This window comes from Pseudonocardia sp. P-1, assembly GCF_058111925.1.
In genome coordinates this window covers 1,849,048-1,873,047 of sequence record NZ_CM176614.1, presented here as the reverse complement: position 1 = coordinate 1,873,047, position 24,000 = coordinate 1,849,048, and the positions used below count along the sequence as shown (strand labels likewise).

Below are 24,000 nucleotides of genomic sequence, written 5' to 3'. Positions count from 1 at the left end.
AAGGTCAGCCGACCTTCTCGATCAGCGCGGCGCGCTGACGGTCGCCGAGGCCGGCGGCACGGCGCGACACGTCGATGCCGGCCTCCTCCATCACCTTGGAGACCTTCGCCGGGCCCCAGCCCGGGACGCTCTTGAGCAGGTCCGCGACCTTGGTCTTCCCGACGATCTGGTCGGTCTTCGCGCGACCCAGCACCGCGGGGATGGTCTCCTCGCCGCTGGCGATCTTGTCGCGGAGCTCCTTGCGGGCGGTACGGGCCGCAGCCGCCTTCTTGAGCGCCTCGGCGCGCTGCTCCGGGGTCAGGGTGGGCAGAGCCATCGCTGACAACTCCTCTCGGTTCACGCACCCCGCTCACCGGGGTGGACTGCCATCTCCGATCGCGGTACAGACTGGCAGAGACATCGCCACGACCTGCGGGAACCCCCTCCTCAGGGCGTGTCGGCCCTGTTCGGGGCCGTCCGTGGCGCGGCTCACCGCACCCGGGCGACCGCCCGTCGCACGGCGCGGGGTCGGGGCTGTTGCCGCAGGTCAGCGGCATGAAAGCGCGGAAGCGGTGACGATGGGCTCACCGTTCGAGCACGGAGCGCAGTCCCGTGACGTCCCAGAGGGTCCGGACCTCGTCGATCCGGCCCTGCCGCACCCGCACCAGCTGCACCGCCAGCACCTCCGCCGCGCGTCCGGTGGGGGCGAGCCCGGGCACCAGCCACGGCAGCTCCCGGTCGTGGGTGAAGCCGACGCGGACCTCGTCGACCACCCGGCGGACGTCGACGGTGCGCGACACCCGGGTCCGGGTCAGCCCGGACGGCCGGGCCGCCGCGAGGGCGGCCAGGTGCGCGGCGACCGCGTCCCGGCCGTGGCCCCCGGCGCCGGTCGGCAGCTCGGTCCAGCTCACGTCGGTGGCCAGCGCGGCCGTCGCCGGGCCGGGGTCGCCCGCCGCGTAGAGCGCGTCGGCCGCGGTGTCCCAGAGCCGTGCGATGTCGCGCATCAGGACCTGCATCGCCGGGGTCACCGGATCACGGTGCCACGCCCCGGCCCACCCGCGCACGCGACGACGCCCGGGGGCACGTGCCCCCGGGCGTCGGTCGTGGTGCGTGGCCGGCTCAGGCCGTGGCGGCCGGGCGCTCCTCGGGCGCGGGCGGCGTGCCGGGCGAGACCCGCGGGTCCAGCTCGGCGCGCTCGTCGGTCTTCTCGCCCAGCGGCTTCTCCGGGTCGACCGCCTTGTCGTAGGAGGCGGTGACGCTGATCAGCCGGTGCCCGCGGAAGCGGGCGTAGCGCAGCGACCGCAGCCAGTTGTAGAGCGTGCCGAAGCGGTTGCCCCAGCCGATCAGGAACATCACGTGCACGTAGCACCAGATGAAGTACCCGAGCCAGCCGGTGAGCTTGATGCCGCGGACGTCGGCGACGGCCTCGCGGGCGCCGATGGTGGCCATCGAGCCCTTGTCGAAGTACTTGAACGGGGCCGGGGTGGTGTCGTCGCCCTTCGCCCGTGCCTTGATCAGCTTGCCGACGTAGGTGCCCTGCTGCATCGCGACCTGCGCGACGCCGGGCAGCCGGTCGATGGTGGAGACCATGTCGCCGATCGCGAACACGTCGCGGCGGTCCGGCAGGCTGCAGTCCGGGTCCACGGTGAGACGGCCCGCGCGGTCCACCTCGCCGCCGGAGGCCTTCGCCAGCAGCTCGCCCAGCGGCGACGCCTGGACGCCCGCGGCCCACACCTTGGTGCGGGCGGTGATGCGCTCCTCGCCGTTCGGGCCCTTCACCGTGATGGAGTCGGCGTCCATCCCGGTCGCCATGGTGTTCAGGCGGACCTCGATACCCTTCTTCTCCAGCGTCTTGCGCGTGTAGTTCTGCAGCTTCTTCGCGAACGGCGGGAGCACCGCCGGCGCCGCGTCGAGCAGGATGATCCGCGCGGAGCGGGTGTCGATCGACCGGTACTCACGCGGCAGCACGTACTGCGCCAGCTCGGCGAGCTGACCGGCGAGCTCGACGCCGGTGGGGCCGGCGCCGACGACCACGAAGGTCATCCACGCCTGCTTCTCCTCCTCGGTCGTCGCGACCTCGGCGAGCTCGTAGGCACCCAGGATGCGCGAGCGCAGCAGCCGGGCGTCCTCGATCGACTTCATGCCGGGCGCGTGCTCGGCCCACTCCGGGTGCCCGAAGTAGGCGTGCGTGGCGCCCGCGGCGACGACGAGGGTGTCGTAGGGCAGCACGATCCGCTGCCCGTCCGGCGCGGCCGCGTGGACGACCTTGGCCTCGAGGTCGATGTCGCCGACCTCGGCGAGCAGGGTGCGGACGTTGCTCTGCTTCTTCAGCACCCGGCGCAGGGCCGGGGCGATCAGGCCGGGGGACAGGATGCCCGTCGCGACCTGGTAGAGCAGCGGCTGGAAGAGGTGGTGGTTCGTGCGGTCGACGATCGTCACGTCGACATCGGCGCCCTTGAGCGCCTTGGCGGCCTGCACACCGCCGAACCCTCCGCCGACGATCACGACCTTGTGCCGGCCCTGCCGCTCGTCGTGCTCTGCCGTGCTCACCTGAGTCCGCCCCTTGTCGGTCGGTCCTGGCGCGGCATCACCGCGCACCTGCTCGATGGCCGGTGTCGGTCCCCGCCTCCGGACCCTGAGTCCTGGTGTCGGCGGTGGACGGCGGCCGTCCTGGCCGGTCTCCGACCGTACGAACCCACGGCCGCCGGGGCAATTCGGATCGCTCCGGAAACGCCTTTCAGAGTCCGAACTCACACGGTGGGGGAGCGGAAGCCGGGATGCGGGTGCGCACGACCGTGCGACGATGGAGCCCATGTGCGGGATCGTGGCTGCGTTCGGTGGACCCACGGCGTGGCCGGGCGGTGAGCCCGCCGACCCCGGGAAGTACGAGCGGATGCTCGCCCGGGTGGCGCACCGCGGCCCCGACGACACCGGCGTGCAGGTCGTGGGGAACACCTGGCTCGGCCATCAGCGCCTGTCGATCATGGACGTCAGCGGTGGGCACCAGCCGATGTCCGACGTCGCCCGCACCGCGTGGATCGTCGGCAACGGCGAGATCTACAACCACGAGCGCATCGCCAAGGCGTTCCCGGACGGCACGGTGCGCACCAAGTCCGACACCGAGGCCGCGCTGCACGCGGTGATGTGGGACGGCCAGGCCGCGGTCGCCTCCCTGAACGGCATGTTCGCCGTCGCCATGGGGCGCACCGACGGCGCCGGGCTCGTCGCCCGGGATCCGTTCGGCGTGAAGCCGTTGTACTGGGTGCCGCCGGCAGAGCTCCGTGACGGCGGCGGTGCGGCCGGGGCCGTCCCGTACACCGCGCCGGACCCGTCGGAGACGGTGCTGTTCGCCAGCGAGCTCCGCGCGTTCGACCCCGAGGACCGCCCGCACGTGCGCTCGTTCCCGCCCGGCTGCCTGTGGAGCCCGTCGTCGGGGCTGGTGCGGTTCGCCGACGCCGTGCCGGTCGAGGTCCGCCCGGCACGCCGCGCGATCCGCCCCGGCTGGGACGACGCGGACCTGTCCCGGGTGCGCGAGGCCGTGGTGTCCGCGGTCCGTCGCCGGATGATGTCCGACGTCGGGGTCGGCGTGTTCCTGTCCGGTGGCCTGGACTCGGCGCTGGTCGCGGCCGTCGCCGCGCAGGAGGCCCGGGCCCGTGGCGAGCAGCTGCCCACCTTCGCCGTCGGGACCGCCGAGTCCGGTGACCTGATCGCGGCCCGCAAGGTCGCCGCGCACATCGGGTCGGACCACCACGAGATCCTGGTGACCCCCGAGGACATCGCCGAGGCCCTCGACCACGCCGTCGAGGTCATCGAGCACTACGACCCGGCCCTGGTCCGCAGCGCGGTGCCCAACCTGATCCTCGCCCGCGAGGCGGCGAAGAAGGTCAAGGTCGTGCTCACCGGGGAGGGCGCCGACGAGCTGTTCGCCGGGTACTCTTACATCCACGGCCCCGAGTACGCCGACCCGGACACCCTGCAGGCCGAGCTGGTCCGCTCGCTGGAGCAGCTGCACCACCTCAACCTGCAGCGCTGCGACCGCACCACCATGTACTTCGGCCTGGAGGCCCGCGAGCCGTTCCTGGACTCCGGCCTGGTCCGGGCCGCGCTGGCGCTGCCGCCGGAGTGGAAGCAGTGCCCGGACGGCCGCCCCGAGAAGGCGATCCTGCGCGAGGCGTTCGAGGGCTGGCTGCCCGAGGACCTGCTGTGGCGCGGCAAGGAGCAGTTCGGCGACGGCTCCGGCGCCGGCACCGTGCTCGCCGAGCTGGCCGCCCGCAAGGCCGCCGCCGCGGCCGACACCGGGGTGACCGACGGGGTGCCCGAGCACCCGTCCGACTCCTGGCCGCTGCGCAGCGAGGAGGAGGTCCTCTACCACGGGATCTGGCGCTCCCACTTCGACGGGATCCGGCCGGACCACGTGCTCGGGGCGTTCGCGACGGCCTGAGCCGCAGGTCGGCCCCGGGTCAGCCCCGGGCCCGGGCCGCCCGGTCGGCGCGGGACGCGTCGGCGAGCTCCTTCAGGCCGGGGGTGTCGTCGCCGTCGCCCCAGCTGTCGGGGTCCCACAGGCCGGCCGCGGTCAGCGCCCGGCCGCAGTGCACGTAGGCGTCGTGCACGTCGACCAGCAGCGCCAGCGGCGGTGGCCGGTGGGCCGCCGGGCCCCGGGCGTCGGCGTCGGACGGGCCCCACAACGCCAGCACCCCGGGGTCCCGGGTGACCCGGGCCCGGCCGTGCACGCGCAGCACGTGGGCCGAGCGCGGCACGCAGAACGTCAGGCCGACGCCGTCGCGGGCGAGCAGGTTGCGCATGCTGTCGACGCGGCGGTTGCCCGGTCGTTCCGGGACGGCGAGGCGGCGACCGCCGTCGAGGACCCGCACGGAGCCGGGCGCGTCGCCGCGCGGGGTCACCGTCACGGTGCCGTCGGGGGCGGTGGTGCCCAGGAAGACCAGCGGCGACGCGGCGACGAACCGGGCGGCGACCTCGTCGACCCGGTCGGTGGACTTGTGCGCGACCAGCGGGTGCGGCTCCGCGACGACGGCGCGCAGCTCCTCCTCGGTCCGGATCCCGGAACCGTCGGCCGCGCCGGTGCCCGGTGCGGCGAGCGGGTGGTGCCGGCCGGCCGGGACGACCATCGGGGTGCCCGCGACCGGGTCGGGCACCACCCGCGACTCCATCCCGAACACCCGGCGCACCAGGTCTGCGGTCATCGTCGTCGCGGGCGGGCCCTGCGCGACGATCGCGCCGTCGGCCATCGCGATCAGGTGGTCGGCGTAGCGGCAGGCCAGGTTCAGGTCGTGCAGGACGACGACGACCGTGCTGCCCCGCACCCGGTTCCGGTCGACGAGCAGGTCCAGCACCTCGACCGCGTGCGGCAGGTCCAGGAACGTGGTCGGCTCGTCGAGCAGCAGCGCCCCGGTGTCCTGGGCCAGCACCATCGCGATCCACACGCGCTGCCGCTGACCGCCGGACAGCTCGTCGACCGGCCGGTCGGCCAGCTCCAGCACCCCGGTCGCGCGCATCGCGTCGGCGACGGCGGCGTCATCGGCGTCGCCGCGGCCGCCGAACCAGCCCTGGTGCGGCGACCGGCCGCGTTCCACCAGGTCGGCGACGGTGATGCCGTCCGGGGCGGTCGGGGACTGGGGGAGCAGCTCGAGCCGCCGGGCCAGCTCGCGGCCGGGCAGCGTCCGGACGTCGGTGCCGTCGAGACGCACGGTCCCGGCGGCCGGGGCGACGATCCGGCCCAGCCCACGCAGCAGCGTGGACTTGCCGCAGGCGTTCGGACCGACGATCACGGTGATCCGGCCGGGCGGGACGTGCACGGTCAGGCCGTCGACGACGACGCGCTCGTCGTAGCGCAGGACCAGGTCCTCGGCGTCCAACGCGGGCCCGGCGGGGGCGGTGGCGGGCGTGGTCACGGGGTTCCTCCGGTCCGGGAGCGGGCGAGCAGCCACAGCAGGTAGGGGGCGCCGATCGCGCCGGTGACGACGCCCGCGGGCATCGCGACCTCGGCGATCAGGGTGCGGGCGACGACGTCGGCGAGCAGTACCAGTGCGGCCCCGATCCCGGCGGCGTGCGGCAGCGACGCCCGCCCGGGGCCGGCGAGCCGCGCGGCGAGCGGCCCGCTGACGAGCGCGACGAACGAGACCGGCCCGGCCGCGGCGACCGCGGCGGCGACCAGCAGGACGGCCACCGCCAGCAGCGCGGCCCGGGCCCGGCCGACGGGCAGCCCGAGCGCGGTCGCGGTGTCGTCGCCGAGCTCCAGGCGGGGCAACGCGCGGGCCAGCAGCAGCCCGGCCGGGACGAGCACGGCGCAGGCGAGCGCCAGCGAGACCGCGGTGGACCAGCCGGTCTCGGTGACGCTGCCGGTCAGCCAGACCAGCGTCTGCTGTGCCGTGGTCAGCGACGCGGTGATCATCAGGTAGGACACGACGGCCATCGCCGCCGACCCGATCCCGACCCCGACCAGCACGAAGCGGGTGCCGCCGAGGCCGTCGCGGCGGGCCAGGACGGTGATGAGCAGCGCCGCCGCGACGGCGCCGAGGACCGCGCCGGCCGAGGTCCCGGTGGCGGACAGGCCGAGCACGACCGAGGCGGTGACCGCACCGACGGCCGCACCGGCACCCACACCGATCACGTCCGGGCTGGCCAGGGTGTTGCGCAGCACCCGCTGGACCAGCGCCCCGGCCAGGCCGAGCGCCGCGCCGACCAGCAACGCGGTCAGCGCCCGCGGCATCCGCAGCCGCAGCACCACCAGCTCGGTGCGCGGCGTGCCGAGCCCGGTCAGCGCGGCCAGCACGTCGCCGGGACCGAGGCCCTGCGCACCCACCGAGAGGGAGGCGACGAACGCGGCGAGCGCGGCGACGGTGACGGCGAGCCCGGCCGTCGTACGACGGCGCCGGGATCGGGCCCGGATCCGGCGCAGCACCGCGGTGGGATCCCCGACGGGGACGGTCCCGGTGCTCATCGCAGGAATCTCCGCCGCCGGACCAGCGCGACGAACAGCGGGGCGCCGACCACGGCCGTCACCACCCCGGCCTGGACCTCGCCGGGCGGGGTGACGACCCGCCCGAGGACGTCCGCGGCCAGCAGCAGGACGGGCCCGGCGAGCGCCGCCAGCGGCAGCACCACCCGGTGGTCGGTCCCGGCGAGGCGTCGCACCAGGTGCGGCACGGCCAGCCCGAGGAAGGCGATCGGTCCCGCGGCGGCGGTCGCCGCCCCGGCCAGCACGACCAGGGCCACCCCGCACACGGCGCGGTCGGTCCCGACCGCGCGGCCGAACGACCGGGCGACGTCGTCGCCCAGCGCCAGCGCGTTGAGCCGCGGACCGCAGGTCAGGGCCAGCGCGAGCCCCGCGACGACGAACGGCGCGGCCTGCGCCGCGATCCCCAGGTCCCGTCCGGCGACCGAGCCGACCTGCCAGAACCGGTAGTCGTCGAAGGCCTGGGGGTCGGTGAGCAGGAACAGGGTGGTGATCGACTGCAGGCCTGCGGCGAGCGCGGCGCCCGCCAGGGCCAGCGTGGCGGGGGAGACGCTGCCGCGCCGGCCGATCCCGGCCACCCCCGCGACGACGACGGCCGCCACCGCCGCCCCGGCGAAGCCGAACCAGACGTAGCCGGTGAGGGTGTCGACGCCGAGCAGCGCGATCCCGAGCACGACGGCGAGCGCGGCGCCGGTGTTGAGCCCGAGGATGCCGGGCTCGGCGATCGGGTTGCGCGTCATGCCCTGCGCGAGCACCCCGGCCACGCCGAGCGCGGCCCCGGCGAGGACCGCCAGCACCGTGCGCGGCAGCCGCACCTCGGTGACGACGAGCGCGTCCGGCGAGGACCGGTCGACGGCGCCGGTGAGCACGTCCAGCACGAACCCCGGCGCGAGCGGCCGGGCGCCGACCAGCAGGCCGAGCGCGGCCACGGCCAGCAGCGCGGCGGCCAGCCCGGCCGCGGCGGGCCACCGCCGGCGCCGCACCGTCGCCGGTGCGCCCGGCGGGGCGGGACGGGGGCGGGACGGGGGCGGTGGTCGCCGGGGCGGTCACCGCGCCTTCGCCGCCGCGTCCGCGAGCGGGGCCACGGTGCGGTCGAGGGCGTAGCGCCAGCCGTCGACCGAGGCGCTGGAGAACGCCTGGGAGACGTCGCGGTCCGACAGCAGCACACCGCGACCGGCGGCGACCGACGGCACGGCCTTCCACAGCGGGTCGCCCGCGATGGCCGAGGTGTCCTTCGAGATCGCCTGCATGACGGTGACGTCGGCGTCGAGGAGATTCATCCGCTCCCGCGAGATCGGGACGGAGAAGCCGTCGGTGCGCTGCGACGCGATCTGCGGGGCGTTGACCATGCCCAGCTCCTGGAGGAACGCCAGGCGCCCGGAGTCACCGGTGTAGGCGGCGTACTCGCCGAGGGTGTTGCGGGCCCCGGACACGACGGTGGCGCCCTGCAGCTGCGGGTGCTGTGCCCGGGCGTCGGCGAAGCGCTGCTCCAGGTCGGCCTGCGCGCGCGCCGCCTCCTGCGGCTTCCCCAGGGCGGCGCCAACCGTGCGGAGCTGGTCGCGCCAGGTCGTCTTGTAGTTCTCCGCGCCGGCGGGGATGCCGACCACCGGGACGCCGAGCTGGGTCAGCCGGTCGTGGCGGTCGCGTGCGCCGGATGCCCGGGTGTCCAGGACGAGGTCCGGGTCCAGCGCGGCGACGGCCTCCAGGTCGACCTCGAGCGTGCCGAGGATCTGCGGCGGGGTGGTGTAGCGGGCCTGCACCCACGGTCCGAGGCCGTCGCCGCCGACGGCCAGCCAGTCCGCGGCCCCGACCGGCTCGACGCCCAGGGCCAGTGCGGTCTCGGCGTCGCTCCACCCGAGGGCGACGACCCGGCGGGGCTGCTCGGGGACGGTGACGTCGCCGAACGCGGTCGGGATCGTCACCGGGAACGCGCCGTCCCCGGACCGAGCCGTCGCCGGCGCGGGCGCCGGTGAGCCGCATCCGGCCAGCACCATCACCACGGTGAGCAGACCGGCGAACAGGGGGAGCGTTCGACGCACGGTAAGGGCCGCCTTTCCACTGAACAGGTGACCCTTACTTCACCATCCCGGGTGCGGCGAACGGAAGAGCGGACCGCAGCCGTCTGCGCCACAACTGGCGCCGCACGGCCCCCGGTACGGCGGGCCCGGGTGCGGAGCGCTCAGTTCTGGTCGGGACGGAGGCCGTCGACCTGATCGGAGCCGGAGACCCCGGTCGAACCGGTCGCGGACGGGTCCTGCGACGTGCCGGGCTCGCCCCCGGCGGGGACGTCGGCCGCGCCCGTCGCCGCGCAGGACTCCTCGACCGACTGCGGCAGCGCCGCGGCCGGGTCGGGGGTCGGCGACGCGCTCGCCGAGGACGACCGCGACGACTCCGTGCTCGGGGACGGCTGCGTCGTCGGGGCTGCGGGCGCCGGGGCGCTCCCGGGCGCCGGCTCCGGGGCCGGGTCGGCGATGGCGTTGCGGACGACCTCGCGCATGTAGGAGACGTCGGGGTCGGCGGTGACGAAGTAGCCCGTCGAGGAGTTCGGGTCCGGCAGCGACGGGTCGAACGCGACGCTCTCCAGCCGGAACCCCTCGTCGGCCAGGACGGCCAGCGCGGGCAGCACCTGCTGGGGCATGTCGGTGGCGACGTTGTCCCGGGTCACCGCGGCGATGCTCTGGAACCGGGAGATCAGCTCGGTCGCGGTCGTCTGCGAGATGACCGCCTGGATCAGGCAGCGCTGGCGGCCCATCCGCTGGTAGTCGGTGCCGTCCCGGCGGGAGCGCGCGAACCACAGCGCGTCCTCGCCGCCCAGGGTCTGCACCCCGGGGCTGATGTAGCGGTCCGGGGTGACGTGCCTGCCGAACGCGGTGACGCCACCGACCGGGATCGGCTCGGGCCCGACGTTCACGGTGACCCCGCCGACGGCGTCGATCATCGAGGAGAACCCGGCCATGTTGACCTCGAGGTAGTAGTCCAGCGGCAGGCCGGTCATGTACGCGATCGAGGACTGGAGCAGGTTGATGCCCGGCGACGACGTCGGTCCCGACGGCGCGATCTCCGGGTGCTGCTCGGCATAGGCGTAGACGGCGTTGAGCAGGTAGTCGCCCGACAACGGCTGCGACGGGTCGTGGAAGCCGTCCGGGAACTCCTCCGCGGCCGGGCTGCCCGGCGGGAACTCGGCCCGCTGGATGTTGCGGGGCAGGCTGAACAGCGTCGTCCGGCCGGAACGGGTGTCGATGCTGGCGACCATCATGGTGTCGGTACGGGTACCGGTCCGGTCGTCGCCGGCGTCGCTGCCCAGCAGCAGCACGTTCAGCCGGGGCTTGCCCAGCGCCTCGGCCGCCGAGGTCCCGCCGCCCTGGAACAGCGAGTTCAGCAGCCCGCGCTGGGAGTTCATCAGCTCGACGCCGTAGCCGAAGGGCACGGCGACGGTGAGGCACAGCAGGGCCGCGGTCCCGGTGCCGAGGATCTTCCGGCCGAGCGGCATCCCGCGCGGCCGGGCCAGTGCGTAGGTCCGCGCGACCTGGGCGATCCAGGCGATCCCGGCGACCACCAGCGCCACCGCGATGACGGTCAGCGTGGTCGTCGACAGCAGGTTCTGGAGCAGCGTCGAGCGCCGGGCCAGGAGTACCACCGCCGCCAGCCCGACGACGATCGCGACCACTGTGCCGAGGATCAGCCCACCGGTACGACGGCGGCGCAGCGCGAGGTGTCCGCTGCCGGGCACCACGGTGGACGCCACGGTGAGTCCGAGCGCGGCGGCGAGGGTGCGCCGCGCGGGGTCGGGTGCGGCCGACCCGCCGGCGGTCGGGGACAGCGCGGTGTTCCCCTCGCGCGCGTCGCCGCGGCCGTCCCGGACCGTCGCTGCGGAGCCTCCCGCCGCCGAGCCTGCTGCGGCGGTGCCTGCCGCGGCACCGGCGGCGAGACCGGTGTGCGGCGGTCGCGGGGGAGCGGAACGCGCGGTGTCGCGCGGGGCCTCCGGCGCGGATCCGCCCGGACCTGCCGGGCGTGTGTCGGCGGGGCGTCCCTGCGGGCCGTCCGGTCTGCCGGTGTCGGACCGACCGGGGGCGCCGTCCGGGCGGGCGGTGCCGGACGACCGCGCACCGGAGGGGGGCGCGGTGGCGCCGCCGGGCTGCCCGGTCGCGGTGGAACGGCCCGGTACGGCCTGCGGGCCACTGTCGGGCCGGCCGCCGGACCGCGGGTCGGGAGCACCGGGACGGGCCTCACCGGGGCGCCGGGCGCCACCCGGCGGCAGCGGCCCCGGGCCCGCCTGGCCCGGACGCGACCGACCCGGACCGCTCGGGACCGCGGGGCCCCCGGGGCGCGACGGTGCGTCCGGACGCGAACCCGTGTGCGCGGACGCACCGGCGGCGCCGGGCACTGCGTCACCGGAGACCGGGCCACCGGGCCGGCGCGGGACGATCGGCAGCTCGCCGCTGAGCCGGGCCGCGCGGTCACGCTCCTCCGGCGGGGCGTCGGGCTCGGAGGCGCGGTGCCGCCGGTGCTCCGCGGCGGTGTCCGGTCGGCCGGGGACCTTCACGGTGTCACCGATGCCACGACGGGTCGCGCGGATGGAACGGATGTCGGTGGGCCTGCTGTCGCTGTGCCCACCACGGCCCGGGGTCTCCTCCCGGGTCGGGCGGGACGACCAGGCAGCAGCCCGCCGGGCCGCGGCCCGGGCCTCGCGCTCGCGTCGGGGGAGCCAGGACTCGTCCTCGGCGGGCCGCCCGGCACCGTCCGGCGGGCCGGGGGCCTGCCACCGGGACGCGCCGCGGGGCCGGTTCCGGGGCGCGGGTCACCGGCGGGCGGCCGTGGCGTACCGGGGGCGGGCGGACCGGGTCGTCGCCGGGGGCCCGACGGCTGCTCCTGGGGAGGCCTGCCGGACTGCGGGGGCCTGCGGTCACCGGGCCTGCCGGACTGCGGGGCCGGGGGCCCGGCGGGGCCGGGCGGTGGTGTGGCACCGCCACGGGTGGGCGGCGGGGTGTCGCGACGGTCGTTCGGCGGCGGGGTCTCACCGAGGTCCCGGGGCGGGGTACCGCGACGGGCCTCGTCCCGCAGGTGCGGGCGGTCGTCGCGGCGGGCGCGCTCGGGAGGGCCGGGTCGTCGTGGCCGGTCCGGACCGGTCGGGCGGGAGCCCTCCTGCGGTCGTTCGTCCACCCGGAGCACCCCCTTCACTGGTCGGCACGGGCGGGGTGGCCGTGCCGCGCGGAGGAGCCGCGGCACGTGCCTGCGCACCCGGCGGCGACGACGGCGCTCGGGTCCCGGTGAGGGTACTTGCCGTGATCACGATCTCGGTGAGCGGCCACCCACCCCGGTGGGTGGCGCCGGGCAGGGCGGACATACCCGTCACTGGTAGGACACGAAGACGGGCGACTCGGGCCGGACGGCGTAGGTCTCGCGCGGGGTGAAGGTCGGCTCGTCCTCGTCGATGAAGTTCTTCCAGCCCCACCACAGACCCGGCGGACGGGGTGCGGCGTGCAGTGCGTTCCAGGTCTCGGTCTTCTCCTGGCGGGTGCCGTAGCCGTCGGCGTGCAGCACGGTTGCGAGCTCGCGGTGGGAGGTGACCACGGTCTGCCGGTCGGAGATCATCGAGACCCGGAACTGGTGGATGAGGAACACCTTCTGCGGCAGCTTCTTCGCGCGCACCAGCCCGGCCAGCCACTCCGAGGTCCGGTTGATCTCGGCCGCGGTCACCGAGCCGACCTGCACGCCGTGGCGCCGGCCCGGCTCCAGCCGCCACTCGGGGTCGAGCGCGAGCCCGACGTGCGGCTGCGCGAGCAGCTCGGCGTAGCGCTTGGCCTGGGTCAGGAAATCGGTGGTCCCGGGCTGCAGGTCCAGCACCACGTAGACGCCGGCCTTCCCGGCCTGCTCGACCCACGGTCGCAGCTCGTCGACGCTCATCTCCGCCGAGTAGCCGCCGTCCGGGCCGGGGGCGCGGTCGGCGACCGTCGTGATGATCTCGAACGCCGGCACGACGGGCTCGCGCACGAGCGGCTGGAAGTCGGCGGCGAGGTCCTTCGCGCGGGCGATCGAGCGCGGCAGGTCCTGCTCGCCGAGGACACCCATCGACGGGGTGCCCGGGTGGCCGTAGAGCGCTGCCATCCGGCGGCCCGGGAAGACCTCGGTGCCACCCCCGGGAAGCTCCGGCACCGCGGGCGCGGCGGAGGTGGGCGCCGGTTGCGCGGGGGACGGTGGGGCGGCCAGAGCCGGGGCGGCGGCGCTCGCGGAGCAGCCCGCGACCAGTGCGCACGCGGTCAGCAGCGCCACGAGCAGCGCAGGCGGACGCGCGCGGCGACGACGGTTGGTGACGGACAGGACGTGCGAGGACTCACCCGAGATGGACACCGGTCACCAGGCTAGGCGACAGGATCGCGCACGGCAGAACCGAAGGTGACCGGGCGTGTCGGCCACGCGACGGGCCGTGGCCCGCCGCGGTCGGCCGACCCGGGTCAGCGCGGGACGACGGGCCCGTCCGGGCCGTCCTCGGGCCCGCGCTGCGGACGCGGTGGACGTCCCCGCAGGATCCGCTTGAGGCCCGCGGTGTGCCGCCTGCTGACGGGCAGCTCGACCGCCCCCGGCCCGTTGCCGAGGCGGACCACGTACCCCGACCCGGACATGCGCAGCTCGGTGATGAGCGGCAGCGACACCAGGTAGGCGCGGTGGATCCGCACGAACCCGGCCTCGCCCCAGCGGTCCTCCAGCACCGAGACCGGTATCCGGACCAGGTGGCTGCCCTCGCTGGTGTGCAGCCGGGCGTAGTCGCCCTGGGCCTCGACGAACCGGATCGAGGAGCGGGGGACGAGTTTCGTGGTGCCGGCCAGCTCGACCGGCACCACCTCGTCGTCGGTGGTCGCGGCGGGGGCACCCCGGCGGGCGGCCGCGGGATCGGGCCTGCCGCCCTGCTCGACGCCGTGGCGCGGCGGCGCCGGGGGTGGGCCGGGGGCGGCCCGGCGGGCGGCGCGCAGCGCCATGGTGCGGTCCAGCGAGCCGGACAGGCGCTCGGTGCGCAGCGGCTTGAGCAGGTAGTCGACGGCGCCGACCTCGTAGGCGTCGACGGCGCGGTCGTCGTGGGCGGTCACGAACACCACCGGCGGCGGGTCGGCCATCGCGTTCAGTACCCGGGCGAGCTCCAGGCCGTCGAGGCCGGGCATCCGGATGTCGAGGAACACGACGTCGACGGTCGGGGTGCTCGCGTCGGCCTGCGAGCCGTGCAGGATGCGCAGCGCCTCGGTGGCGTCCGGCGCGGTCAGCACGGTCGCGACCCGCTGGTCCTCGCCGAGCAGGTGCGCCAGCTCGAGCAGGGCCGGTTCCTCGTCGTCGACGGCGAGCACGGTGAGCCGTGTCCCCGCCGGGGCGGCAGGCGGTGGTTGCGGCGGCTCCGGGGCGCGGAGCTGTCCCGGGACCCCGATGGGCCGGTGGTTGCTCGCGGCGCCGTACCCGGGCTGCAGCACGTGGCCGACCGGGCCGGCGGGCGTCGCGCCCGAAGCGTGCCCACCCCGCGCGTGGCTGTACACGGCTCCTCCTTGCCGCGGGCACACCGCCCGCTGACCGGTGACTGCGGGCACACCGTATCGAGACAGCGGAGCGTCACCGACGGCCGGTCCGGCCTCCCGTCCCACACGATCCGGGGTGGGCCTTCGGAGTGGGCGTGACAGCGGAGCGTCACGAGTCGTGGCAGCCGGTCGTGGACGCGGTCCGTCCTCGGGGCCTGGGACGGCGTCGTGGCTGGTCGGGCGGAGGGTCGTTCCCCCGCCGATCGGACGGGCTGCGGGCGGGTGTCATTGTGGCACTCGGTGCCGAAACGCTACCGTGCCGTGAGACCCGCCACGTGGGACCGTCTCGTACGCGGTCGGCGTGTCGGACCGGCCGCGACCGACGGTGGCCGGGCGCACACCTCCGACTGCGAAGGGGCAGGCATGGCGAGCACGAAGGACTGGTTCGAGACGGTCGCGGAGGCGCAGCGACGGGCGCGCAAGCGCCTGCCGAAGTCGGTCTACTACGCGCTGGTCGCCGGCGCGGAGCAGGGGATCACGCTGGCGGACAACGTCGCCGCCTTCGACGAGCTCGGTTTCCGCCCGCACATCGCGGGGCTGCCGCCGCAGCGGGAGCAGAAGACCTCGGTGATGGGCGTCGACATCGACTTCCCGGTCATGATCTCCCCGACCGGTGTGCAGGCCGTCGACCCCGAGGGCGAGGTCGCGGTCGCGCGCGCCGCGCACAGCTCCAACATCCAGAACCCGCTGAACCCCGAGCAGACCGTGTCGACGGCGATGGGCCTGTCGTCGTTCGCGTCCCGCTCGGTCGAGGACGTCTGCGCGGTCCACGACAAGGTCTTCTTCCAGGTCTACTGGGCCGGGTCGAAGGAGGACATCCTCGAGCGCGCCCTGCGTGCGAAGCGGGCGGGCGCCAAGGGCCTCATCGTGACCCTGGACTGGACCTTCGCCACCCGCCGCGACTGGGGCAGCCCGCCCATCCCCGAGAAGGTCGACGTCAAGGCCGCGCTGCAGTTCGCGCCCGAGATGATCACCAAGCCGCGCTACGTGCTGGACTGGGCGAAGTCCGGGAGGATCCCGGACCTCAAGGCCCCGAACATGGCGCCCCCCGGCGGCGGCGACGCCCCCACCTTCTTCGGCGCCTACGGCGTCTGGTGGACCACCCCGCTGCCGACCTGGGACGACATCGCCTGGCTCCGCGAGAAGTGGGGCGGCCCGTTCATGATCAAGGGCATCATGCACCCCGACGACGCCCGTCGCGCCGTCGACGCGGGCGCCACCGCGGTCTCGGTGTCCAACCACGGCGGCAACAACCTCGACGGCACCCCGGCCGCGATCCGGGCGCTGCCCGCGATCGTCGACGCCGTCGGTGACCAGGTCGAGGTCGTGATGGACGGCGGCATCCGACGCGGCGCCGACGTCGTCAAGGCGCTCGCGCTCGGTGCCCGCGCGGTCCTGATCGGCCGCGCCTACCTGTGGGGGATGGCCGCGCAGGGCGAGCGCGGGGTCACCAACGTCCTGTCGATCCTCTACAAGGGGATCGACGAGGCGCTGCTGGGCCTGGGCAAGAAGTCGATCCACGAGCTCTCCCGCGACGACCTGATCGTCCCGGAGAACTTCACCCGCGTCTCGAAGCTCTGAGACACCCGGTGGTGCGGGGGCCCGGCGCGACCGGGCCCCCGCCCCACCGCCTGCTCACAGCGGGTACGTGACCCGGGTCAGCTCCTCGGCGCGCTCCCAGAGCGCCCGCTGCATCCGGCGGTCGTGCGAGGCCGCCGTGGACCCGACCGGCCGCGGGTTGCCGCGGGCCTCGCCGATCCCGTCGGGTCCGATGTAGGCACCGCCCGGCAGATCCGGCACGGTCGCCGCGAACAGTGTCGGCAGCGCGCCCATCGGCGCCGGCTGGGCGACCAGCGGGGTGAACACCGACATGATCGTGTCCTGGAAGGACTCGGTGCGCCCCTGGAGGTTGGTGGAGGACAGGCCCGGGTGGGCGGCCATCGACCGCAGCCGCGACCCGGCGGCCACGAACCGGTGCTCCAGCTCGTAGGCGAACATCAGGCAGGCGAGCTTGGACTGGCCGTAGGCGGTCCAGCGCTCGTAGCGGCGGCGCTCGAAGTTCAGGTCATCGATGCCGATCCGGCCCATCCGGTGGGCGAGGCTGGACAGTGTCACGACGCGTTCGGTGATCCGGTCGGCCAGCAGCCCGGTCAGCGCGAAGTGGCCGAGGAAGTTGACCCCGAGCTGGGTCTCGAATCCGTCCGCGGTGCGGGAGAACGGCACCGCCATCAGCCCGGCGTTGTTGACCAGGACGTCGGCGGTGCCCTCGAACCCGGCGGCGAACTCGCGGACCGAGGTGAGGTCGGCCAGGTCGAGGCGGCGCACCGACACCGCGCCACCGAGCTCGGAGGCGATCTCCTCGCCGCGGACGGTGTCCCGTACGGCCAGCACGACACGCGCACCGGCGTGCACCAGGGCCCGGGTGGTCTCCAGCCCGAGGCCGCTGGTGGCGCCGGTGACGATCACGGTCCTGCCCTGCTGGGGCGGGATGTCCGCCGTCGTCCAGGGGGCGGGTGAGGTCCGGAACACGGGGTGACTCCTTCACGGGGAACGGGTGTCCAGGTCTACCCGCTCGGGCCGGTGCCCACCCGCCGGCGCCCCGGACGGGTCAGCCCGCGGGCTCGGCCGCCGTCCGGTCCCGCCGGGCCGCGACCAGGGCGTCGACGAGCAGGAACAGGATCAGCGAGACCCCCAGCACCGGCAGCACCAGCCCGGCCGCCACCGCGGCCAGCCCGACCAGCGCCACCGCGGCGGGGGAGGGCCGCTCCCGGGACCCCGGCGGCCCGGCGGGTCCGCGCGACCCGTCCGGCCGGGTCGGCCTGCGCAGCCACCACATCCGGTAGCCCCACACGACCAGCACGACCACGGCTGACGCGAGTGCGGCGAGCGCGACCAGGTTGACGGTGCCGAACAGCAGGCCCATGTGCGCGTCGATGCCCCAGCGGGCGAGCTTCGCCGCGACCGGCCAGTCCGCGAAGGCGAGCCGGTCGGTGATCGTCCCGGTCGCCGGGTCCACGGCGACGGAGTCCTGCTGCGACGGCCAGCTGCGCACGGTCTGCTGGACCGTCCAGGCCTCCCCGGGCTCGCCCGGGGTGAGCTCGACCGGTCCGGAGAGGCCGTCGGCGCGCGCGGCGTCCAGGACCCGCTGGGCGACGGCCGGGACCGCCCGCGGGGCCACCGGTGCGGTCGCGGTGCCCGTCACGGGCGCGGCCGCGTCGCCACCGGCGGCGGGCAGCGTGCTGCTGACCGACGGCGTCGTCCAGTCCAGGGCGGTGCGCAGTGCGCCCACGTTGGCCCCGGCGAACTGCGACCAGGTCAGGCCGGTCGCGGCGAGGAACAGGAAGCCGACCGAGGCCCAGACGCCCACCGCGCCGTGCCAGGACCGCAGCCGCGACCGCGACGACCCGCCGGTCCGCGGCAGCAGCCGCTCCCGGCGTCGTCGTACCCGGCGGGTCACCTGCACCACGAGGCCGGACAGGGTGAGCACGGCCAGCCAGGACGCCGCGAGCTCGGTGTAGACCTGCCCGGGGGCTCCCAGCAGCAGTGAGCGGTGCAGGTTGTCGATCACACCGCGGGCGGGGAGCCACTCGGCGTAGGTGTCGAGGGTGGCCCGCACCTGCGCGGTGTACGGGTCGACGAACACGGTGCGGCTGTAGCTCTCGGGCAGGTCGGCGTCGAAGGACACCCGGGTCGTCGCGCCGGGCTCGCGCGACGGCCGGATCTCGGTGACGGGCAGGCCGGGCTGGGTCGCGACGGCCGCCTCGACCTGACGGGACAGCGGGAGCTCCGGGCCACTGACCGGGGCGGTCAGCGCATCGGCGTACATCCAGCGCTCGATCGGTGGCGACAGCGTGTAGAGCAGTCCCGTGAGCGCCGCGACCAGCAGGAACGGGCCGACGAACAGGCCCGCGTAGAAGTGGATCCGGGTGACGAGCCCCTTCAGGCCCCGGAACAGCGGGGGCCGCTCCGGCGGCGGGACGGGCGCCCCGGGCCGGGTGTCGAGGCCGGTGCTCACCAGCCCGCCACCATCGCCGCGAGCATGACGACCATGCCGACGCTCATCGCGGCGTGGCAGGCGGCGTCCGAGCGCGCGCCCAGCCGCCCCGCGGGTCGCGCGGGCGTCCCGACCCGCTCGGCGAGCGCGGTGGTCGCCCCGGCCGCCCCGTCCGGCGCCGGCTGCGCGGCCGCCGTGGGGTCGGCGCAGTCGCAGGCGGCCCGGTCGGTCGCCTCGGCGGCCGTTGCCGCGTCGTCGGGGGTCAGCGGGTCCCCGGCGTCGCGGTCGTGGCTCAGCGCGCGGGCACCCCAGTACCCGGCGGCGGCCAGCAGCACCGCGCACAGCGCCACGGTCACCGCGACCGCCCATCCGGCCGGGCCTGCGGCATGGGCCGCCCCGGACATGTCCATGGTGTCGCCGCCGTGGTGGGCGTGGGCACCGCCGCCGCCCGCGGCCTCCGGCGGTGAGGCCATGATCAGCGGCATCGCGGCCAGCATCCAGACCATCGCCGCGGCCATCAGTGCGTGCGCCGCACCCGCGACCCGCCCCGAGGGTCCGCAGGGCACCCCGCGTGACGCGGTGACCAGGAAGAACACACCCAGCACTCCGAACAGGACGATCTGGGTCCACAGCCCCGCGCTGCCGTACCAGGTCCAGGTCATGACGACCATCGCCGCGCTCATCAGCAGGTGCGCGAGCTCCGCGGTGCGGTGCGCGGCGGAGCGGCGCTCCGAGACCGCGGTGGCCCAGCGGGCCAGCGCGTAGAACCCGGTGGCGGCGAACACCGCCGTCAGGGCCCAGGCCAGCGGCAACGACGAGATCACAGGTACTCCTCGGGGGCGGGGGAGGTGCGGGGGCGCACGCCGGAAGTGGTCGCCGGCGGGGCCCGTCCGGTTCCCGCCCGTACCGGTCCGGTGGGTGCGACGCCGGTCACTCCCGTCGTGACCGTCGGACCGCGGTGGCCGGGTGGCGCAGAGGCACGGATGCCGCGGCGGCCGGGTGCCGCGGCGGCCGGGTGCCGCGGCGGGCGGGTGCAGCGACCGGGGCGTCCGTGGTCGGATGCCGCTGTGGTCGGGGCGGCGGCCCGGGGCGCGCCGGGTGCGGCGCGGTCTCAGGGGCGGGCGGCGCGACGGACGCCGGACGCGGGCGCCCCGGCGGTCCCGGTCCCGTCCTCGCCGAGCGCGCGCAGCAGGTCCTCGCGGGCCCGGGCGACCCGGGACCGGATGGTGCCGACCGGGCAGCCGCAGACCTGTGCGGCCTCGGCGTAGCCCAGGTCCAGGACCTGGGTCAGGACGAACGCCTCACGGCGGTCGTCGGGCAGTGCGTCGACCAGTGTCCGCAGCAGGACGGCCTCCTGCGCGCCGGTGCGCGGCACCGCGCGCTCCAGCACCTCCTGGGTGTCCTCGCCCAGGTCCCGCACGCGGGGACGGCGGACCGCGGTGCGCACCGCGTCGACGGCGACCCGGCGGGCGACCGACAGCAGCCAGGTGCGGGCGGTGGAGCGGCCCGCGAACGAGGGCAGCGACCGCAGGGCCCGCAGGAACGTCTCCTGGGCGAGGTCCTCGGCGTCGTCGCGGCCGGCGAGGTGGACGAGGAAGCGGTGGACGTCGACCTGGGTCGCCCGCACGAACTCCGCGAGCGCGGCGGTGTCACCGGCACCCGCGGCCAACGCCCACGCCGTCACGGTGGCGTCGTCGTGGCGTTCGGGCACGCCGGTCACGGTAGCCGTCGGCCGTGCGGGGCAGAAGCCCGGCCCGGTCACCGTCCGCTCCGTGGGAGCACGGTGTGTGACCGGATCGATGCTGTCCGGACGCTACCGTCGCAGGGTGTCCGACATGTGGGTCAGCTGGTCCGGAGGCAAGGACGCGGCGACGGCGCTGGCCGCCGCGCGGCGGGCCGGAGCGCGGGTGACCGGGCTGCTCAGCACCGTCACGGCAGGGCCCGGTGGCGCGGAGATCGCGGTGCACGGCGTGGGGGCCGCGCTCGTCGCCGCCCAGGCCGACGCGCTGGGCCTGCCGCTGCACCGGGTGGAGCTGCCGCCGTCGTGCCCCGACGGCGAGTACCGGGCCCGGCTGCGGGCCGCGCTCGCGCCGGCCGCCGCGTCCGGTGTCACGGGCCTGGTGCACGGCGACCTGGCGCTGGCCGACGTCCGTGCCTTCCGCGAGGAGGTCCTCGACGGCACCGAGGTCACCGGGGTGTTCCCGCTGTGGGGCGGGGCGACCGGTGCGCTGGCCGCCGGGATGCTCGACGCCGGGCTGCGGGCGGTCGTCGTCGCCGTCGACCCGGGCCGGGTCCCCGCGCGGCTCGCCGGGGCCGCGTTCGACGCGGAGTTCCTGGCCGCGCTGCCACCGGGGGTGGACCCGTGCGGGGAGAACGGCGAGTTCCACACCTTCGTCACCGGCGGGCCGGGGTTCGCCCACGACGTGCCGGTCGCGGTCACCGGCACCGTCGCCCGCGACGGCCACGTGCAGGCCGTGCTGGCCCCGGCCCGCTGAGACCGGGCCGGGGCCGCCGGGCGGCTCAGCCCGCGGTGCGGGAGGCGAGCAGCCGGAACGCCGGCGTCGGCAGCTCGGGGGCGAGGTCGACCACGCAGGTCCGGGCCAGGATCTCCAGGGTGCGCGGGCAGGCGCCGGGGCCGTGGTCGATCTCGGTGCCGTTCGCCGCGTACGGGTCGAACCCGGGGTGCAGCGGGTTGCGGGCCCGCAGCGAGCGCCAGTTCGTGTACACGTGCCGGCCGGTGTCGATGAGCCGGTGCACCCCGCGGCGGGTGCCGAACTCCGCCGCCGCCTCGGGGGACGGGAAGGCCAGCGCCAGCCCGGCGGCGTGCGCCGGGTCGTGGTGCGGCACCGGCTCCAGGTCGCGCCCGATCCGGTCCGACAGCGCCGACAGCATGATGTCGCGGTGCCGCCCGCGCCGCGCGATCTGCGCACGCAGGCCGGCCAGCTGCGGACGCAGCACCGCCGCGGACAGCTCGGGCATCCGCAGGTTGACCCCGACGATCAGGTCCGCGTCGGCCCCGGCGAATCCGGCGCGTTCGTAGCTGCCCACGTCGTGGTACATCGACGCCCGCTCGAACAGCTTCGGGTCCCGGGTGACCAGGGCGCCGCCCTCGCCGGAGCGGATGTTCTTGTGCTGGTTGAAGCTGAAGGCGCCGGCGTGGCCGATCGACCCGGCCGGGCGCCCCCGGTACGTGACGCCGATGGCCTGGCAGGCGTCCTCGATCACGACGAGGTCGTGGGCGGCCGCGACGTCCATGATCGCGTCCATGTCGGCGACGTGGTTGAGCATGTGCACCGGCAGCACCGCCCGGCTGCGCGGGGTGATCCGGTCCTTGAGGTCGGCCGGGTCCATCGTGAGCGAGTCGTCGACCTCGACCAGGACCGGCACGGCGCCGACGGCGAGTGCCGCGGCGGCCGTCGACACCCAGGTGTAGGCGGGGACGAGCACCTCGTCACCGGGGCCGACCCCGGCACCGACGAGTGCCGCGACCAGGGCGCTGGTGCCGCTGTTGACGGCCAGTGCGTGCGGGGTCCCGAGGAATCCGGCGAGCTCGGACTCGAACCGTGCGACCTCCGAGCGGTCGCCGCCGGTGAAGCGGCCCAGCTCCCCGCGCCCGAGGACCCGGACCGTCGCGGCCATCCCCCGTGCGGTCGTCGCCATGGCGGCGAGTCCCATACCGTGCTCCTCCGGATGCGAACCGTGTGAACCGGACACGACGGTACCGGGCGGGTCGGCACGCCCCCGGCGACGGGAGGCTGGGAGCAGCCACAGCGTCCTCACAGCCGAGCCGGGGCACCATCGGTGGCAGTACCGCACCACGTTCGGAAGGAACCGCCCTCCATGCTCATCGACACCCGGCGCGCGCTCCCCGGCTCCATCTTCGAGGCCGAGGTCTGCGTGATCGGCAGCGGTCCGGCCGGGGCCGCGGCCGCGACCGAGCTGGCCGACCGCGGCCTGCGCGTCGTCGTCCTGGAGGGTGGCGGCCCGGGTCTGAGCCGCACCGCCCGCGACACCTACCGGGGCATCACCGGGCGGGGCAAGCACGACCCGGTCGACGCCGTCCGGCAGAAACGCCTCGGCGGCACCTCCCTGGTGTGGGGCGGGCGCTGCGCCCCGCTCGACGACGTCGACTTCTCCGACCGCGAGTGGATGCCCGGTGCCGCGTGGCCGATCCGGCACGAGGAGCTGCGCGCCTGGTACCCAGCCGCCCAGCGGCACCTCGACGCCGGCGCCTGCGAGTACTCGGCCCCGGAGTCGGGCTTCCCGGCTGCCCCAGCCGGGATCCACAGCGACACCCTGCGCTGGGACGACCTGTGGCGCTGGAGCCCGCCGACGTCGTTCGCACCGACCGTGGAGAACATGGCGAAGGCGGGGCGGATCCGGCTGTTCCTGCACGCCACCGTCGCCCGTCTGGAGCGCGACCCGGTGTCGGGCACCGCGACCGAGGCCGTCGTCGTCCCGCGGCCGGGATGCGACATCCGGATCCGGGCGCGGCACTTCGTCGTCGCGGCGGGGGGCCTGGAGTCGGTCCGGATCCTGCTCGCCTCCGACGGCTACGGCGGCACCGGGACCGGAGCCGGGATCGGCGACGAGTACGGCCAGGTCGGGCGGCACTACATGACCCACCCGGTGGGCGAGGTCGGGCGGCTGCGGCTGACCACGGCCGGGCGCACGCTGGGCCTGGGCTACCTGCCCACCGACGACGGCGTCTACGCCCGCCGGATGCTCTCGCTGTCCCCGCAGGTCCAGGCCGACCACCGGCTGGGCAACCTGAAGGCAGCGCTGTGGTTCGCCGACCCGAAGGACGCCGAGCACGGCGACGCGCTGCTGTCGACGTTCGCGCTGACCTACTGGGGCCTGGGCAAGCTCCGCACCGGGTTCAAGGCCGCCGGGACGCACGCCCAGTACAGCCACACCACCGACATCGGCCACCACGTGCGCAACGTCGCCGCCGACCCGCTGCGGGTGGCACGCTTCGCCCGCGGGTGGGCCCGTCCGCGGATCACCGGGGAGCGGCGGGTGCCGTCGTTCATGCCGCTGGACTCCGCGCACTGCCGGCTGCGGTTCGACGCCGAGCAGACCCCCGACCCGGCGAACCGGGTCACGCTCGACCGCGAGCGCGACGCGCTGGGCCAGCACCGGCTGCGGGTCGACTACCGGGTCTCCGCCGGTGACCGGGAGGCGATCGTGACGTCGCTGTCCCTGATCGGCAAGGAGCTGGAGCGGACCGGGCTCGCCCACGTCGACCTGTCCGACGTGGAGCGCGTGCACGACATGGACATGACCGACGGCACCCACCAGATGGGGCTGCTGCGCATGTCGGACTCGCCGCGCACCGGCGTCGTGGACCCGGAGTGCCGGGTGCACGGCACGCCGAACGTGCACATCGCCTCCAGTGCGGTGTTCCCGTCGGCCGGGGCGGTCGGGCCGACGCTGGCGCTGGTCGCGCTGGCCTGCCGGACCGCGGAGCTGATCGCGGCCGACGTCCGGGGCTGAGC

At 75.7% G+C, this 24,000-nt stretch carries 19 protein-coding genes; 4 read left to right on the top strand and 15 right to left on the bottom strand.

Annotated features, from left to right (window positions below):
* Positions 1–4: 4 nt before the first annotated feature.
* From mihF to AC0GKK_RS08935, 3 genes are all read right to left on the bottom strand, one after another.
* A complete protein-coding gene (gene mihF / locus AC0GKK_RS08945; RefSeq protein WP_020621796.1) occupies positions 5–316 on the bottom strand; it encodes an integration host factor, actinobacterial type in 312 nt (103 codons plus the stop codon).
* A 247-nt stretch (positions 317–563) separates the two neighbouring features.
* Positions 564–1,007: a nuclear transport factor 2 family protein gene (locus AC0GKK_RS08940; RefSeq protein ID WP_251785388.1), complete on the bottom strand. Its 444-nt coding sequence runs from the start codon at positions 1,005–1,007 to the stop codon at positions 564–566.
* A 91-nt stretch (positions 1,008–1,098) separates the two neighbouring features.
* Positions 1,099–2,529: an NAD(P)/FAD-dependent oxidoreductase gene (locus AC0GKK_RS08935; RefSeq protein WP_251785386.1), complete on the bottom strand. Its 1,431-nt coding sequence runs from the start codon at positions 2,527–2,529 to the stop codon at positions 1,099–1,101.
* Between the two features lie 253 nt (positions 2,530–2,782).
* Between AC0GKK_RS08935 and AC0GKK_RS08930 the strand changes: the two genes are divergently transcribed.
* Complete coding sequence (locus tag AC0GKK_RS08930; RefSeq protein WP_405418868.1) at positions 2,783–4,420, top strand: asparagine synthase-related protein; 1,638 nt, start codon at positions 2,783–2,785, stop codon at positions 4,418–4,420.
* Between the two features lie 19 nt (positions 4,421–4,439).
* Here the strand turns inward: AC0GKK_RS08930 and AC0GKK_RS08925 are convergent, their stop codons facing one another.
* The 7 genes from AC0GKK_RS08925 to AC0GKK_RS08895 form a co-directional block, all read right to left on the bottom strand.
* Complete coding sequence (locus AC0GKK_RS08925) at positions 4,440–5,888, bottom strand: ATP-binding cassette domain-containing protein (RefSeq protein WP_489883582.1); 1,449 nt, start codon at positions 5,886–5,888, stop codon at positions 4,440–4,442.
* Positions 5,885–6,937: a FecCD family ABC transporter permease gene (locus AC0GKK_RS08920; RefSeq protein ID WP_489883581.1), complete on the bottom strand. Its 1,053-nt coding sequence runs from the start codon at positions 6,935–6,937 to the stop codon at positions 5,885–5,887. Before AC0GKK_RS08920 ends, AC0GKK_RS08925 begins: the two co-directional genes overlap by 4 nt.
* Positions 6,934–7,935, bottom strand: coding sequence for a FecCD family ABC transporter permease (locus AC0GKK_RS08915; RefSeq protein ID WP_489883580.1), 1,002 nt, complete (start codon positions 7,933–7,935; stop codon positions 6,934–6,936). Before AC0GKK_RS08915 ends, AC0GKK_RS08920 begins: the two co-directional genes overlap by 4 nt.
* A 63-nt stretch (positions 7,936–7,998) precedes the next feature.
* On the bottom strand, positions 7,999–8,991 hold the full coding sequence (locus AC0GKK_RS08910; RefSeq protein WP_489883579.1) for an ABC transporter substrate-binding protein: 993 nt from the start codon (positions 8,989–8,991) through the stop codon (positions 7,999–8,001).
* 140 nt (positions 8,992–9,131) lie between these two features.
* Positions 9,132–10,697 carry an LCP family protein gene (locus tag AC0GKK_RS08905; protein ID WP_489883578.1) on the bottom strand — a complete coding sequence of 522 codons (1,566 nt, stop codon included), beginning with the start codon at positions 10,695–10,697 and terminating at the stop codon, positions 9,132–9,134.
* A 1,604-nt stretch (positions 10,698–12,301) separates the two neighbouring features.
* On the bottom strand, positions 12,302–13,300 hold the full coding sequence (locus AC0GKK_RS08900) for a hypothetical protein (RefSeq protein WP_489883577.1): 999 nt from the start codon (positions 13,298–13,300) through the stop codon (positions 12,302–12,304).
* A 104-nt stretch (positions 13,301–13,404) separates the two neighbouring features.
* Entirely contained in the window at positions 13,405–14,286 is an 882-nt protein-coding gene (locus tag AC0GKK_RS08895; protein ID WP_476654822.1) for a LytR/AlgR family response regulator transcription factor, read from the bottom strand.
* A gap of 585 nt (positions 14,287–14,871) precedes the next feature.
* On the opposite strand from AC0GKK_RS08895, the gene mftD reads away from it, so the two are divergent.
* On the top strand, positions 14,872–16,089 hold the full coding sequence (mftD, locus tag AC0GKK_RS08890) for a pre-mycofactocin synthase MftD (protein ID WP_062400817.1): 1,218 nt from the start codon (positions 14,872–14,874) through the stop codon (positions 16,087–16,089).
* A 54-nt stretch (positions 16,090–16,143) separates the two neighbouring features.
* On the opposite strand, the gene AC0GKK_RS08885 is transcribed toward mftD, so the two are convergent.
* The 4 genes from AC0GKK_RS08885 to AC0GKK_RS08870 form a co-directional block, all read right to left on the bottom strand.
* Positions 16,144–17,037 (bottom strand): oxidoreductase, encoded by an 894-nt coding sequence (locus AC0GKK_RS08885; RefSeq protein WP_489883576.1) that lies wholly within the window; start codon positions 17,035–17,037, stop codon positions 16,144–16,146.
* A 79-nt stretch (positions 17,038–17,116) separates the two neighbouring features.
* Positions 17,117–18,523, bottom strand: coding sequence for a PepSY-associated TM helix domain-containing protein (locus AC0GKK_RS08880; protein ID WP_489883575.1), 1,407 nt, complete (start codon positions 18,521–18,523; stop codon positions 17,117–17,119).
* Positions 18,520–19,326 carry a DUF5134 domain-containing protein gene (locus AC0GKK_RS08875; RefSeq protein WP_489883574.1) on the bottom strand — a complete coding sequence of 269 codons (807 nt, stop codon included), beginning with the start codon at positions 19,324–19,326 and terminating at the stop codon, positions 18,520–18,522. Before AC0GKK_RS08875 ends, AC0GKK_RS08880 begins: the two co-directional genes overlap by 4 nt.
* Positions 19,327–19,613: 287 nt before the next feature.
* Positions 19,614–20,213 (bottom strand): sigma-70 family RNA polymerase sigma factor, encoded by a 600-nt coding sequence (locus AC0GKK_RS08870; protein WP_062404298.1) that lies wholly within the window; start codon positions 20,211–20,213, stop codon positions 19,614–19,616.
* 124 nt (positions 20,214–20,337) lie between these two features.
* On the opposite strand from AC0GKK_RS08870, the gene AC0GKK_RS08865 reads away from it, so the two are divergent.
* A complete protein-coding gene (locus AC0GKK_RS08865; RefSeq protein WP_489883999.1) occupies positions 20,338–20,997 on the top strand; it encodes a Dph6-related ATP pyrophosphatase in 660 nt (219 codons plus the stop codon).
* A 25-nt stretch (positions 20,998–21,022) separates the two neighbouring features.
* Here the strand turns inward: AC0GKK_RS08865 and AC0GKK_RS08860 are convergent, their stop codons facing one another.
* Entirely contained in the window at positions 21,023–22,177 is a 1,155-nt protein-coding gene (locus AC0GKK_RS08860; protein ID WP_251786806.1) for a DegT/DnrJ/EryC1/StrS family aminotransferase, read from the bottom strand.
* A gap of 165 nt (positions 22,178–22,342) precedes the next feature.
* On the opposite strand from AC0GKK_RS08860, the gene AC0GKK_RS08855 reads away from it, so the two are divergent.
* Positions 22,343–23,998 carry an FAD-dependent oxidoreductase gene (locus AC0GKK_RS08855; protein ID WP_489883573.1) on the top strand — a complete coding sequence of 552 codons (1,656 nt, stop codon included), beginning with the start codon at positions 22,343–22,345 and terminating at the stop codon, positions 23,996–23,998.
* Positions 23,999–24,000 lie beyond the last annotated feature (2 nt).